The 13,406-nt window shown below is 65.1% G+C and carries 12 protein-coding genes; 5 read left to right on the forward strand and 7 right to left on the reverse strand.

What is annotated here, in order from left to right:
* Position 1: 1 nt before the first annotated feature.
* Both ACRYLT_RS05130 and polA read right to left on the reverse strand, forming a co-directional pair.
* Positions 2-1,534 (reverse strand): lipopolysaccharide biosynthesis protein, encoded by a 1,533-nt coding sequence (locus tag ACRYLT_RS05130; protein ID WP_482663029.1) that lies wholly within the window; start codon positions 1,532-1,534, stop codon positions 2-4.
* Positions 1,531-4,293 (reverse strand): DNA polymerase I, encoded by a 2,763-nt coding sequence (polA, locus tag ACRYLT_RS05135; protein WP_482663030.1) that lies wholly within the window; start codon positions 4,291-4,293, stop codon positions 1,531-1,533. The genes ACRYLT_RS05130 and polA overlap by 4 nt, the downstream gene beginning before the upstream one ends.
* Before the next feature lie 96 nt (positions 4,294-4,389).
* On the opposite strand from polA, the gene ACRYLT_RS05140 reads away from it, so the two are divergent.
* On the forward strand, positions 4,390-5,244 hold the full coding sequence (locus tag ACRYLT_RS05140; RefSeq protein ID WP_482663031.1) for an alpha/beta fold hydrolase: 855 nt from the start codon (positions 4,390-4,392) through the stop codon (positions 5,242-5,244).
* On the opposite strand, the gene ACRYLT_RS05145 is transcribed toward ACRYLT_RS05140, so the two are convergent.
* From ACRYLT_RS05145 to ACRYLT_RS05155, 3 genes are all read right to left on the reverse strand, one after another.
* Positions 5,241-5,780 carry a hypothetical protein gene (locus ACRYLT_RS05145; protein ID WP_482663032.1) on the reverse strand — a complete coding sequence of 180 codons (540 nt, stop codon included), beginning with the start codon at positions 5,778-5,780 and terminating at the stop codon, positions 5,241-5,243. The two genes, ACRYLT_RS05140 and ACRYLT_RS05145, sit on opposite strands and share 4 nt — an antisense overlap.
* A 78-nt stretch (positions 5,781-5,858) precedes the next feature.
* Positions 5,859-7,454 (reverse strand): L-aspartate oxidase, encoded by a 1,596-nt coding sequence (gene nadB / locus ACRYLT_RS05150; RefSeq protein ID WP_482663033.1) that lies wholly within the window; start codon positions 7,452-7,454, stop codon positions 5,859-5,861.
* A 56-nt stretch (positions 7,455-7,510) separates the two neighbouring features.
* Entirely contained in the window at positions 7,511-8,440 is a 930-nt protein-coding gene (locus ACRYLT_RS05155) for an ABC transporter ATP-binding protein (protein WP_482663034.1), read from the reverse strand.
* A gap of 223 nt (positions 8,441-8,663) precedes the next feature.
* Between ACRYLT_RS05155 and ACRYLT_RS05160 the strand changes: the two genes are divergently transcribed.
* The 4 genes from ACRYLT_RS05160 (at position 8,664) to ACRYLT_RS05175 (ending at position 11,148) form a co-directional block, all read left to right on the forward strand.
* A complete protein-coding gene (locus tag ACRYLT_RS05160) occupies positions 8,664-8,873 on the forward strand; it encodes a zinc-finger domain-containing protein (protein WP_482663035.1) in 210 nt (69 codons plus the stop codon).
* A 105-nt stretch (positions 8,874-8,978) separates the two neighbouring features.
* Positions 8,979-10,409, forward strand: coding sequence for a metalloprotease TldD (tldD, locus tag ACRYLT_RS05165; RefSeq protein WP_482663036.1), 1,431 nt, complete (start codon positions 8,979-8,981; stop codon positions 10,407-10,409).
* Positions 10,409-10,945: a DUF924 family protein gene (locus tag ACRYLT_RS05170; RefSeq protein ID WP_482663037.1), complete on the forward strand. Its 537-nt coding sequence runs from the start codon at positions 10,409-10,411 to the stop codon at positions 10,943-10,945. Before tldD ends, ACRYLT_RS05170 begins: the two co-directional genes overlap by 1 nt.
* Positions 10,945-11,148 (forward strand): putative signal transducing protein, encoded by a 204-nt coding sequence (locus tag ACRYLT_RS05175; protein WP_482663038.1) that lies wholly within the window; start codon positions 10,945-10,947, stop codon positions 11,146-11,148. Before ACRYLT_RS05170 ends, ACRYLT_RS05175 begins: the two co-directional genes overlap by 1 nt.
* 34 nt (positions 11,149-11,182) lie before the next feature.
* Here ACRYLT_RS05175 and ACRYLT_RS05180 read toward each other — a convergent pair whose 3' ends face one another.
* Complete coding sequence (locus ACRYLT_RS05180; RefSeq protein WP_482663039.1) at positions 11,183-11,590, reverse strand: protein tyrosine phosphatase family protein; 408 nt, start codon at positions 11,588-11,590, stop codon at positions 11,183-11,185.
* Positions 11,590-13,359: a DNA helicase RecQ gene (recQ, locus tag ACRYLT_RS05185; protein ID WP_482663040.1), complete on the reverse strand. Its 1,770-nt coding sequence runs from the start codon at positions 13,357-13,359 to the stop codon at positions 11,590-11,592. Before recQ ends, ACRYLT_RS05180 begins: the two co-directional genes overlap by 1 nt.
* Positions 13,360-13,406 lie beyond the last annotated feature (47 nt).

Below are 13,406 nucleotides of genomic sequence, written 5' to 3' on the forward strand. Positions count from 1 at the left end.
GCTAGGGAGCTGCCGTCCCGGGCGGCGGAAGCGTGGGGCCCTCGTCCTTGTTTCGCCGGAACAGCGCCCGGTCCTCGCTCGTGAAGCCGCGTTTCCAGACGACGAAGCCGAAGGTCAGAAGGATCAACGGAACCCCGAGTGCGAGCTGGGCCCATTCCCACCAGGGGGGGAGCAGGGTGAAGCCGAAACCCACCAGCACGGCGGCGCTCGCCGCCCAGACGAGCGACCAGCGCCAGCCCTGGACCGGCGCTTCCAGGATCTGGCAGAGCAATCTCGCCTTCAGGATCGAGGCCAGGCCGAGCGCCAGCGCCAGGGCAAGGGCCGCGCCTGCGGCCTGATAGGCCTGGGGCCAGTCCAAAGCGCGCATCGCCAGGATGATCGCGACCGTGAGGCCCGCTTGAACGCCGATCATCAGGAAAGAGATCAGCAGATTGCGGTGACGCGCGACATAGACGAGGGCGGCCTCTGAAACGGCCGCAGTCGCAGCGATCACCTCGGCGGCAAGGAGGAAGGCGAGCGCCGCCGTGCCGCCGACGAAGGTCCCGCTCGGACCGAACAGGCCCATCAGGGCCTCGCCGGGAATTCCCAGCGCCAGTGCGACACCGGTCTGGGCGGCGATGATCCAGAAGCCGACTTGTCGAACCTGGCGGGCGACCGCCTTTCGGTCACCTTCGGCGAGCTTCTGGGTGATGACGGGGGCAAGGATCGGGTCGAAGCTGGTCTTGAGCTTCTGCGGCAGCGAGGCGACCTGCTGAGCGACATAATAGATGCCGACGAAGCGGGGCTCGACGAACAGGCCGAGGATGGCGATGTCGAGCCGTCGCGAAACCCATTCGATGGCATCCGCTCCGGCAAGCGGTACATTCTGCCGGGCCACGCCCAGGATTTCGGCCGGGTTCGGCTTCCAGCCCGTCGGCAGGCCATAGCTCCGGTACAAGCGCCACAGCGCGGTCGCGAGGCCGGCGGCGATGGAGATGACATAGGCGATGATCAGGCCGTCCCGGGAAGACAGGAAGATCATCGCCCCCGCGGCGATGCTGATCGTCCAGGGCTCGACGATCGCTCGGACGTGAACCGTGGAGGCGACGTCATGACGATAGGCGAGCGCGGCCAGCGCGACGTCCGCCCCGGCAATCCCGAATATGACGAGTGGAAGGAGCCAGTCGGCACCGTAGATCTCGCCGGTCGGGAACATCGCCTGGGGGAAGATCATGAGCACGGCGCTTGCGGCGGCCGAGGCGATGAAGGCCGCGAGCATTCCGTCCCAGACGACGCAGACATGCGGCTTGTCGGTGCTCGAAAGGCGCTGCGCGAGACCTCGTTTTAGCCCCAGCGTCGCAAGCTGGGCCGCGAACTCGATGACGATCACCGCATAGGCGAACCGGCCGAGTAGCTCCGCGCCATAATAATGGCCGGCGATGAACAGGAAGGGCACGCGCGCCGCAAGCCGGAGCACAAACCCGAAGAAATTGGTCCTTCCACCCCTCGCCAGCGCAGCGATGTCATCGCCGGCTCCTGCCGCGGCCTGGCTCAATGGGCGGCGCCCCAGTTCGGACCGGTGCCGATTTCCACTCCCAGAGGCACGCTGAGCTTCACCGCCGGCTCGGCCGCCTTTTCCATGACGTTTCGGATGACGGCCGTGGCCGGTTCGACTTCCTCCTCCGGCACCTCGAACACCAGCTCGTCATGAACCTGCATGAGCATTCGGACGCGAACGAGTCCTTCCGCCTCGAGCGCCGGATAGATTCGCGCCATGGCGCGCTTGATGATATCGGCGGCCGTGCCCTGGATCGGAGCATTGATCGCTGCCCGCTCCGCCCCCTGCCGCTCGTGCTGAACCTTGGACTTGATCCGGGGGAAGTGAGTCTTGCGCCCGAACAGGGTGGTCGTGAATTCGGTTTCCCGAGCATCGGCGAGCGTATCGCCGATGTAGCGCCGGATCCCGGGAAAGCGGTCGAAATAGCGATCGATGATCGCCTGCGCCTCGTCCGCCGTCACGCCCAGGCGGCCGGCGAGCCCCCAGCGCGATATGCCGTAGAGGATCGCGAAGTTGATCGTCTTGGCCGAGGCGCGCGTGTCGCGGTTCGCCTCCCCGAACAGCTCCACGGCCGTCATGTTGTGGATGTCCGCGCCGGCTTCGAAGGCGGCCCGCAGCTGTGGCACGTCACAGATATGCGCGGCGAGCCGGAGCTCGATCTGGCTATAGTCGGCCGACAGGACGACATAGCCGGGCTCGGCGATGAAAGCGTCGCGGATCCTCCGCCCGAGCTGGGTTCGGATCGGTATGTTCATCAGGTTCGGATCGGTCGAGGCAAGCCGACCGGTCTGCGCTCCCGAAAGGCTGTAGCTGGTGTGGACCCGACCCGTCTGCCTGTTGATCTGCTCCTGCAGGGCGTCGGTATAGGTGCTCTTCAGTTTGGTGAGCTGGCGCCAGTCGAGTACGAGCTGAGCGATCGGGACGCCTTCCCGCGAAAGCCGCTCCAGCTCGGTGACGTCGGTCGACCAGGTGCCCGACTTGCCCTTGCGGCCGCCGGAAAGCCCCATCTTGTTGAAAAGGATGTCGCCGAGCTGCTGGGGCGAGCCGATCGTGAACTTGCAGCCCGCTTCTTCGCAGATCCGGTCTTCGAGCTGAGCGATCTGGGCGTTGAACTCGGCCGAAAGCGCCTTGAGCACTTCTCGATCCACCTTCACGCCGTCGCGCTCCATCCGGCCGATCACCTCGACCATCGGCCGGTCGACGAGTTCGTAGACCCGGGTCACCCGTTCGAACGGCAATCTCGTCCGGAACCGTTTCCAGAGTCGGAGCGCGACATCGGCGTCTTCGGCCGCATATTCGGTGGCCCGATCGACCGGTACCTTGTCGAAGCTGATCTGCTTCTGGCCAGTGCCGCACAGCTCCTTGTAGGTCAGGCACTGATGATCGAGATGCTTTCGGGCCAGATCGTCGAGCGCGTGGCTGTTGAGCCCTCCCGCGTCGAGGTTGAAGCTCATCACCAGCGTGTCGTCATAGGGGGCGATTCGGATCCCCCGTCGATCGAGCACGACCCAATCGAACTTCAGATTATGGCCGATCTTCAGCACGGCCGGATTCTCGAGCAGCGGCTTCAGCCTGGCGAGGACGAGGTCGGTGGCGAGCTGCTTCGGCCGCTCCGAAATCAGATCATGGCCGCCATGTTCGAGCGGAATGTAGCAGGCCCTGCCGCAGCCTGTGGCAAGGCTGATCCCGACCAGCTTCGCGGTGACGCAGTCGCGTCCGTCCGTTTCGGTGTCGAAGGCGACGAGGCCGTTCGCCGTCGCTTCGGCGATCCAGCGGTCCAGGGCGGCTTCGTCGGTCACGGTTTCGTAGGCGGAGCGATCGATCTTGGGCTCCGGGCGGATCTCTGCCTGGGCGGGAACCCTCGAAGACGCAGGTGCCTCCTGCATCTGCGCCCCGAGCCGCGCCAGAAGCGAGCGGAATCCGTGATGTTCGAGAAACTCCCGAAGCGGCGCCTTCGGTATGCCCTTCATTTCGAGCGATTCGAGCGGCTCCGGCAGCGGTGCGTCGCACACCAGACGGACGAGTTCGCGCGAAAGCCGCGCATTTTCGGCATGCTCCGTCAGGTTCTGCTTCAACTTGGGCTTGGAGATTTCGTCGAGATGGGCGAGCACGCCTTCGACGCTTCCATATTGCTGGATGAGCTGAGAGGCGGTCTTGGGCCCGACCCCGGGCACGCCCGGCACATTGTCGACGCTGTCGCCCATCAGCGCCAGCACTTCGCCGACCAGTTCAGGCGGTACGCCGAACTTCTCGATCACCTGCTCGCGGCCGATCCGGCGGTCGTTCATCGTGTCGAGCATGTCGACCTTGCCGTCCTCAATCAGCTGCATCAGGTCCTTGTCGGACGAGACGATGGTGACCTTCCAGCCGGCTTCGCTCGCTGCCTTGGCGTAGCAGGCGATGATGTCGTCGGCCTCGAGGCCGTTCTGCTCGATGCAGGGGATGGAGAAGGCTCGCGTGGCTTCGCGGATCAGCGGGAATTGAGGGACCAATTCGGGCGGCGGCGGCGGTCGGTTGGCCTTGTAGCCGTCATACATTTCGTTGCGGTGGGTGCTTTCCGACGCATCGAGGATGACCGCAAGATGGGTCGGACCCTCCGTCTTCCCCAGATCCTCGGCGAGCTTCCAGAGCATCGTCGTATAGCCGTAAACGGCTCCGACGTTGAGGCCATGCTTGTTCGTCAGAGGCGGCAGCCGGTGGAAAGCGCGGAAGATGTAGCTCGATCCGTCGACGAGATAGAGATGGGGGGAAGACATGGGGCGAAGGTCTAACCGAAGGCCGTCCGGCTGGAAACCGTTTGCGGCGGTGGCAGGGTAAGGCTGCGTTCAAGCAAGCGTGGCTACGCTATCGGGATGAACCGCCGTCTTTTCATCCTTGCGAGCATCGCCGCCGGCCTGATCGGCTGTACGCCGGCGGGGGTCGAGGCTGCGCCTCGCTTCGAGCCGACCCGATTCTCGGTTCAGGTGCGCGGGACCGGCCCGGACGTGATCCTGATTCCCGGCCTGACTTCGGGGCGGGAGGTCTGGAACTCCACGGTCAGTGCCGTACCGGGCTACCGCTATCATCTTATCCAGGTTTCGGGCTTTGCCGGCGAACCGGTGCGCGGCAACAGCGAGGGGGCGGTCGTGTCTCCGCTGGCAGACGAGATCGCTCGCTACATTCTTGATCGCGGCCTGCACCGGCCCGCTCTGGTCGGCCATTCGATGGGCGGCACCGTCGCGATGATGATCGGCGCGCGCAATCCGAACCTGGCGGGAAAGATCATGGTGGTCGACATGCTGCCGCAGCCGGCGGGCTTGTTCGGCGGTTCGGCGGCCGGGATGGGACCGCTGGCGAACAGTCTTCGCAACATGATGTCGAGCCCGGGTGGTCGCCAGCTCGTCGCCAACCTGATGAGCGCCTTCACTCCGCCGGAATCAAGCAATCGCCGGAGCGATCCCAATGTCGTCGCACGCGCCATGCACGAGCTGTCGACCATGGATCTGGGGCCGCAGCTCAGCCGAATCCGCGCGCCGTTGACCGTCGTCTATGCCTCGCCCGATCCTCGGGCGCGGCCGACGATCGAACGCAGCTTTTCCGCAGCCTATGCGCCGGCGCGCAGCGCCCGACTGGTTCGGATCGATGATAGCGGCCACATGATCATGTTCGATCAGCCGGCCCGGTTCCAGGCGACGCTGCGGGCGTTCCTCGGCCCCTCGGTCCGCTAGAAGGGCAGATCCAGGTCTCCGTAGCTTTTCCAGCAAAGGCTCGACAACCTCACCTCGCCTTGATTCAGCTGCAGTCGCACGGTTCCGGGAATATGGAGCGTCTGGTCGATGTCCCCGAGGGTCCAGCGCCGGCCGACGCGACTTTCCTCCCAACGCGCGGTTCGGCCGACAATCCCTCGTCCGACCGCGTCCGCCACTTCCAGCCGCATCTCGCCGGGACCGGTCGTGTCGCCGCTGACGGTAAGGTCGGTGAAGGTGCCCTGACAGGCCGGTGCTGACGACTTCACCGCCAGAACCTCGTCGCCTGCTCGAAGCGCGTTCGAAGCGCGGGCAACGAGTCCGCCGTTCGGACCGCGCTGGAGAAGGGTGAAGCATTGGGACGGTTCGGCATCGGCCGGCGTCGCCGCCTCCGGCCCGAAGGTCGAGCAGGCCGCATAGGGCGCGTTCTTCAGCGAGGGATCGAGGATCGGGCCGGCGAGCGCGCAGGCGCTCAACAAAGTGAAGCTCGCCAGACCAAGTGCAGGTCGCACCGCCATGATTCGTCTCCCCCCTTCGACGATCGAAAGCCGATGCCGATCCTTAAGCGAAGTCTGCCCGGCTTGCCAGCCGGCCGATCAGTCCGGTGAAAGGATCGTGTCGGCGGCGTCGGGGAGAGTGTCGGGAAAGTCGAGCGTGTAGTGAAGGCCCCGGCTTTCCTTGCGGGCGAGCGCGGACCGGACGATCAGATCGGCGACGACGACGAGGTTGCGAAGCTCGATGAGGTCCGGGGTGACCCGGAAATTGGCGTAATAGTCCTGGGTCTCCTGCCGGAGAAGGCCGATCCGGTTGAGCGCGCGCTGAAGCCGCTTCGTGGTTCGGACGATCCCGACATAGTCCCACATGAAGCGGCGGATCTCCTGCCAATTGTGATGGACCACCACTTCCTCGTCGGAGTGGGTCACCCGGCTTTCGTCCCAGGAACGGATCGGTGGCGGCGGCGCCAGATCCCGCAAATGACCGTTGATGTGCCGTGCGGCGGCGAGCCCGAAGACGAGGCATTCCAGAACCGAGTTGGAGGCGAGGCGATTGGCTCCGTGAAGACCCGACATCGTCACCTCGCCGGCGGCATAAAGCCCCTCCAGATCGGTGCGACCGGCCAGGTCGACCATCACTCCGCCGCACGTATAGTGAGCGGCGGGAACGACCGGGATCGGGTTCCGGGTGATGTCGATTCCGATATCGGGCTCCGCCAGCCGCGCCGCGATCGTCGGGAAGTGGGAGCGGATGAAATCCGCGTCCTTGTGGCTGATGTCCAGCCAGACGAAGTCGAGGCCGAGTCGCTTCAGTTCATGGTCGATGGCCCGGGCGACGATGTCGCGCGGCGCCAGTTCCTCGCGCGGGTCGAAGCGCTTCATGAACCGGCGGCCATTGGTGGGAAGCTTCAGCTTCGCGCCTTCGCCGCGCATCGCTTCGGTGATCAGGAAATTCTTGACCTGCGGATTGTAGAGGCAGGTCGGGTGGAACTGGGCGAACTCCATGTTCGCGACCCGACAGCCGGCACGCCACGCCATGGCGATCCCGTCGCCGGTGCTCCCGCGCGGATTGGTCGAATAGAGCCAGGCCCGGCTTGCTCCGCCGGTCGCAAGAATCGTCGCTCGGCCAGTGAACAGCGACACCCGGCCGCTGGTTCGATCGAGCGCATAGACGCCCCACACCCTTTTCTCGTCCGAAAGGCGCTCGGCGTGGCGTCCGGTGGCGAGGTCGATGGCTGCCATGTTCGGAACAAGAGTGATATTGGGCCGGGTGGCCGCTGCCTGTTCCAGCGCCTGCTGGACGGCCCGGCCGGTGGCGTCGGCCACATGGACGACCCGGCGGTGGCTGTGGCCGCCTTCACGCGTCAGGTGCCAGCGGTCGGCCTCGCCACGGGTGAAGGGTACGCCAAGTTCCGCCAGCCGCTCGATCGCTGCCGGAGCATTCTCGACGACGAACTCCACGGCACGACGGTGATTGAGTCCGGCCCCGGCGAGGATCGTGTCTTCGATATGGCTTTCGAACGTATCGCCGGCCTCGAGCACCGCGGCGATCCCGCCTTGTGCATAAGCGGTCGATCCGGCGCTGATCTCGCCCTTGGCGAGCACCGCCACTTTCAGTTCCGGGGAGAGGTTCAAAGCCGCGCTGAGCCCGGCCGCGCCGGAGCCCAGGATCACGACGTCGAAATGAAGATCAGCCACGCAGTGCGTCCGGTCGGCCTCGCCGGGCCAAGCGGAGGATGGCTATCGGCTCGTGCTCAGCCATTCGTTCCCGTTGCTCGGGTAAGGTTCAGGAACACATCCTCGAGATCGGCCTCCCGGGTCGAGACGTCGACGATCCCGAACCCTTCGCGCTGGAGAGCCGCCAGCACTTCGCCGGCATTCACCCGGTCCTTGCGATAGGTGATCGCCAGCGTTCGCTCGCCCGAAAGCTCGATCTTGTCGAAGCAGGCGGCCTGCGGCGCGGCGGCAACGTCCCTGTCGACAATCACTTCGACCACCTTTTCCTGAGCCATTCCGACGAGCGCCCGAGTCGGCTCGTTGGCGATCAGCCGGCCATGGTTGATGATGGCGATTCGATCGCAAAGCTCTTCCGCCTCCTCGAGATAATGCGTGGTCAGAACGATCGTGACACCCTGCGCGTGAAGGCTTCGGACATAGTTCCACAATTGCTGCCTGAGCTCGACGTCCACCCCCGCCGTCGGCTCGTCGAGGACGAGAATAGGCGGCGAATGGACCATGGCCTTGGCCACCAGAAGCCGTCGCTTCATCCCGCCCGAGAGCGTTCGGGCATAAGCGTTGGCCTTGTCTTCGAGATGCATCGCCCGGAGCAGCTCCATCGATCGCCGCTGCTCCTTCGGGATTCCGTAGAGGCCGGCCACCAGCTCCAGCGTCTCCAGCGGAGTGAAGAAGGGATCGAACAGGATTTCCTGCGGCACGATGCCGATGGAGCGCTTGGCGTTGCGCGGATGCTCATCGATGTCGAAGCCCCAGATCGAGGCTGAGCCACCGCTCTTCGTCACCAGACCGGCGAGGATGTTGATCAAGGTCGACTTGCCAGCGCCGTTCGGGCCGAGCAACCCGAAAATACCTCCCCGCGGAACGTCCAACGTAACCCCATCGAGGGCACGCTTCCCGCCCTTGTAGGTCTTTTGGAGCTCGCGGATCGAGATGGCCGCCTCGGACATGGCCGTGGGCATAGCGGCGTTAACCGCCGTCGGGAAGGAGGGGTTAAGAACTTCCACCTAGGACGAAGACCATGTTCGCCCCCCTCCGGCAACAGGGCTTTTCGCGCACCGCACTGCTGCTATCGGCGGTCGGAGCGACGTTGCTTGCTTGGCTGGGTGCCGGCGGCCCAGGCGCCGTCTAAGTCGATTGTCTGCTCCGGACAGGATTGCTAGGAGCGACGGCATGGCCGTGACCGATCCCTTTACGCCCGAAATCGCCTATACCGACACAGCACGGGTCGCCTGCGACGGTGCCGCCGATAATTCGCCGGCGCTTGGTCATCCCCGGGTCTATCTGCAAATCGACGAGAAGGGCTATGTCGATTGCGGCTATTGCGACAAGCGCTTCATCCTGAAGGCCGGACCGGCCGACGAAAGCAGCGCCGCGGCCTGAGGGTCGTCGAGAGCTGGGATCCTGCCGAACTCTCCTCGGCGAGCTGGGCCTTGAAGTCGGCCAAACGAGGCTGGCGTCTGGGCCTCGGACCACTATATCGGGACAATGACCTTTGCCTCCGATCCCCGTCGCTATCTTTATCGCGACGACTCGCTTTCGCCGGAATCGGCGCTCCGGCTCACCGCCAACGCGTTGAAGGCGTGCGACGACGGCGAACTCTATCTTCAATATACCGCCTCGGAGAGCTTCAGCTTCGATGACGGCCGGCTGAAAAATGCCGACTTCAACACCCAGGCAGGCTTTGGTCTTCGCGGCATTTCCGGCGAAACCACAGCCTTCGCCCAGGCGAACGAGATCAGCGAGTCGGCAATCCGGCGTGCTGCCGAAACGATGGCCGTTCTGGATCCCGCCAAAGGTGCGCGATCGGAACCACCGCGCCGAACCAATGCGCGTCTCTATACGGACGAAGATCCGCTGGGTCTGGTGCCGTTCGCACGCAAGGTCGAGCTTTGTCAGCAGATCGATGCGGCTGCGAGGGCCCGCGACCCGCGTGTTGCCCAGGTATCGGTAGCGCTGTCCGGGAGCTGGAGCGTGGTCGAGATCGTCCGGCCGGACGGCTTCGTCGCCCACGACGTGCGCCCGCTGGTCCGACTGAATGTCCAGATCGTCGTCGAGCAGAACGGCCGTCGCGAAGCCGGCTATCACGGGCTCGGCGGCCGTTATCTTTATGACGATCTGTTCCGTCCCGAAACCTGGAACCGAGCCATCGATTCCGCGCTCGCTCAGGCGCTGGTGAATCTCGAATCGGTCGCTGCGCCGGCTGGCGAGATGACGGTCGTGCTCGGGCCCGGCTGGCCCGGCGTTCTTCTGCATGAAGCGGTCGGCCACGGGCTGGAGGGCGATTTCAATCGCAAGGGAACATCCGCCTTCTCAGGACGGCTCGGCCAGCGCGTCGCGGCCCCGGGGGTGACGGTCATCGACGACGGTTCGATGGATGCGCGACGCGGATCACTGACCATCGACGACGAGGGAACTCCGACCCGCCGCAACATCCTCATCGAGGACGGGATCCTCAAGGGCTATATCCAGGACCGGCTCAACGCTCGACTGATGGGCGTCGAGCCGACCGGTAACGGCCGCCGTGAAAGCTTCGCGCACGCGCCAATGCCGCGCATGACCAACACGTTCATGCTCGGCGGCCGCGACGATCCTGAGGAAATCCTCGGGCGGGCGAAGAACGGCATCTACGCCAAGAGCTTCGGCGGCGGCCAGGTGGACATCACCTCCGGCAAGTTCGTCTTTTCCTGCACCGAGGCCTATCGGATCGAGAATGGCCGTCTCGGGGCGCCCATCAAGGGGGCGACACTGATCGGGGACGGCCCGACCGTGCTGACTCGAGTCGCGGCGATCGGCAACGACATGGCTCTGGACGAGGGCATCGGGATTTGCGGCAAGGGCGGGCAGTCGGTCCCGGCCGGAGTCGGGCAGCCGACGCTGATGATCGAAGGGCTCACCGTCGGCGGCACTGCGGCCTGATGCAGCCCTGGGCCCGCGCCGTCCTCGATTTCTGGTTCTCCAGAAAGAAGGAGGAATGGTGGCAGCAGGATGAATCCTTCGACGAGAAAATCCGGGAGCGCTTCGGAATCGAATGGGCGCGGCAATCGCGACGCGAGGCCTCGGACTTTCTCGAGGATCCGAAAACTGCCCTCGCGGCGGTCATCCTGTTCGACCAGTTCCCCCGCAACATGTTCCGGGGTCATGCGGACCAGTTCGCGACCGACCATCTGGCGCTTGCCATCGCCACGAAGGCCGTGGACCGCGGCTATGACGACGGCTTGACCGTCCAGGAGCGCGGCTTTCTGTACATGCCGTTCCAGCACAGCGAGAATCTTCAGGATCAGGTGCGCTCGCTGCTGCTGTTCACTGCGCTGGGCGACGAGGAGATGCTCTTCTATGCGAGGAAGCATCACGAAGTGATCGAACGTTTCGGCCGCTTCCCGCATCGCAACGCGGTTCTTGGGCGCAAGCCCACGGCCATGGAGCAGGCCGCGGGCGAAGTGGTGCCCTGGTGATGGCGCTTGTCGAGATCGCCTCCTTTCCCGATCGACTCACTGCCGAGATGGCGCGGGGACTGCTCGCCTCGGAGGGGATCGAGGCCGTACTGTTCGACGCCGGCCTTTCCAGCCTCGGCTTCGGAGCGCTGGCGCCGGCGAGGTTGATGGTCGAGGAAGATGATCGCGAGAAGGCCCGAACTCTGCTCGCACGGGGCGGCTGAGCACCTTCCCGATTCGCCGGCCTTCGGAACTCCGTCAATCCAGATAAGGGCCGATCGGGGTGAGATCGTAGCCGGCGGCGGCGGCCTGGGATTTCAGGGTCGCGCCATCGCGACCGAGCCGCCGACGCGCCAGCGCCCAGAGAAAGGTCGAGCGGGTACCCGAGCGGCAGTAGGCCAGGATCCTTCCCGGACTATCTTCGATCGCCCCGACCATCTCTTCCACCTGGTCTGGCCGCAACCCGCCTGCAACAGGGATGTGGACATAAGCCAGCCCGCCGGCCTGCGCGGCTTTCCGAATCTGGTCGGAGGTCGGTTGCCCCGGTTCCTCATCATCGGGACGGTTGTTCACGATCATGGTGACGCCCAGCGTTGTAGCCTCGGCCACGTGCTCCGGCCCAATCTGTCCGGCGACCAGCACCTTTTCGTCCAATTGCCGAATCATCAGGCGGCCTCCTGCCAGGTTCGGATCAGCTCGACGAAGGCCGAGCCATATCTCTCGAGTTTCGCTTCGCCGACTCCACCAATCCGAGCCAGCGCTTGAAGCGAGGTCGGCTTCAGCTCCGCCATCTCACGAAGCGTGCTGTCATGGAAGATCACGTAGGGCGGAACGCCGCCCTCTGCCGCGATTTCGCGTCGACGCATTCGGAGGGCTTCGAACAGCGGATCGTTCGGATAGTCATTCGCCTCGCGGCCGCGACGGCGGGTCTGCTTTGGCGGAAGCACGATCTCGAGACGGCTCTCTCCTTTCAGAATCGCCTTGGCCGCGGGGCCGAAGGAGAGCCCGCCAAAATCGTCCGCCCGAAGCGCATCGCGTGCGAGCAGGGCGCGAGCCACCGGCTTGATCAGCGCGAGTTCCCCCTCGCCGGCAATTCCGAAGACGCTCAGCCGATCGTGGCCGAAGCTCAGCACCTTGTCGGTACTACGTCCGGCCAGCACGTCGGTCAGATGACCGATGCCGAAGCGCATCTCGGTCCTGAAGGCGGCAGAAAGCAGCTTCTGAGCGACGGTCGTGGCATCGATCGAGTCGGGCGGGCTCAGGCAGTTGTCGCAATTTCCGCAACGCTCCGGCGGCGATTCGCCGAAATGGCGAAGCAGGATCGCCCGACGGCACTGGGCCGCCTCGACCAGGGCGGCGAGGGCATTGAGCCGTTCGCGCTCGCTGCCCCGCCGCTCCGGCTCGACCTCGGTTTCGAGCCGGCGCCGGGCGCGCGCGAAATCATCCGCGCCCCAGAACAGCCAGGCCTCGGCCGGATCGCCGTCGCGGCCGGCCCGACCGGTTTCCTGGTAATAGGCTTCGATCGACTTGGGAATTCCGGCATGGGCGACGAAGCGCACGTCTGGCTTGTCGATCCCCATCCCGAAGGCGATGGTCGCCACCATCACCATTTCCTCGGAAGCCACGAACGCGGCCTGGTTGCGAGCCCGCACCGACGGCTCCAGTCCCGCATGATAGGGCAAGGCCGGTCGTCCGCCCTGGCCGAGCTGCTCCGCCAGCTGTTCGGCCTTGTCGCGGCTCGGAACATAGACGATGCCGGGTCCCGGCTGATCGGCAAGCAGGGCCTTGAGCTGCGCGGCAACGCTTTGGCGGGGGCGGACATGATAGCGGATGTTCGGTCGATCGAACCCGGCAACGATCAGCCCGTCGTCGGGAAGCCCGAGCTGGAGGAGGATGTCCTCACGAGTCCTCTTGTCGGCGGTAGCCGTCAAAGCCAGCCGCGGAACGCCGGGAAAGGCTTGCAGAAGGGGAAGAAGCTGGCGGTAGTCCGGTCGGAAGTCGTGCCCCCATTCCGAAACACAATGGGCTTCGTCGATCGCGATCAGCGAAAGCCTGGATCTCGAGATCAGGCTTCGAAAGCTTTCGCCCGTGGCCCGTTCCGGAGCGACGTAAAGGAGGTCGAGCTCGCCCCGCTTCAGTTGGTCAAGCGTCTCGGCCCGATTGGAATCCGCCGATGTCAGCGCCGCTGCCCGGATGCCGAAGCCGTGGGCAGCGCGGATCTGATCGTGCATCAGAGCGATCAGCGGCGAAACGACAAGCGCCGTCCCTTCCCGGGCGAGCGCCGGCACCTGATAGCAAAGCGATTTGCCTGCGCCGGTCGGCATGATGGCCAGGGTGTGCCTGCCATCCATCACCCGTCCAATGACTTGCTCCTGCACGCCCCGGAACTGCTGGAAGCCGAACGTCTGACGCAGGATTTCTAGGGGAGTCGTCACATCTGTCTCCCAAGCGGGAGCCGAGCCGAATGTCGAGTCGCAACCGA

The organism is Sphingosinicella sp. SM1-17 (assembly GCF_056821765.1).

Bases quoted from the DNA above. Each gene is read 5' to 3' on its own strand.
- ACRYLT_RS05140 (WP_482663031.1), top strand. From the start codon at position 4,390: ATGAACCGCCGTCTTTTCATCCTTGCGAGCATCGCCGCCGGCCTGATC.
- tldD (WP_482663036.1), top strand. From the start codon at position 8,979: ATGACCTTTGCCTCCGATCCCCGTCGCTATCTTTATCGCGACGACTCG.
- ACRYLT_RS05160 (WP_482663035.1), top strand. From the start codon at position 8,664: ATGGCCGTGACCGATCCCTTTACGCCCGAAATCGCCTATACCGACACA.
- ACRYLT_RS05180 (WP_482663039.1), bottom strand. From the start codon at position 11,590: ATGATTCGGCAATTGGACGAAAAGGTGCTGGTCGCCGGACAGATTGGG.
- ACRYLT_RS05145 (WP_482663032.1), bottom strand. From the start codon at position 5,780: ATGGCGGTGCGACCTGCACTTGGTCTGGCGAGCTTCACTTTGTTGAGC.
- ACRYLT_RS05155 (WP_482663034.1), bottom strand. From the start codon at position 8,440: ATGTCCGAGGCGGCCATCTCGATCCGCGAGCTCCAAAAGACCTACAAG.
- polA (WP_482663030.1), bottom strand. From the start codon at position 4,293: ATGTCTTCCCCCCATCTCTATCTCGTCGACGGATCGAGCTACATCTTC.
- ACRYLT_RS05170 (WP_482663037.1), top strand. From the start codon at position 10,409: ATGCAGCCCTGGGCCCGCGCCGTCCTCGATTTCTGGTTCTCCAGAAAG.
- ACRYLT_RS05175 (WP_482663038.1), top strand. From the start codon at position 10,945: ATGGCGCTTGTCGAGATCGCCTCCTTTCCCGATCGACTCACTGCCGAG.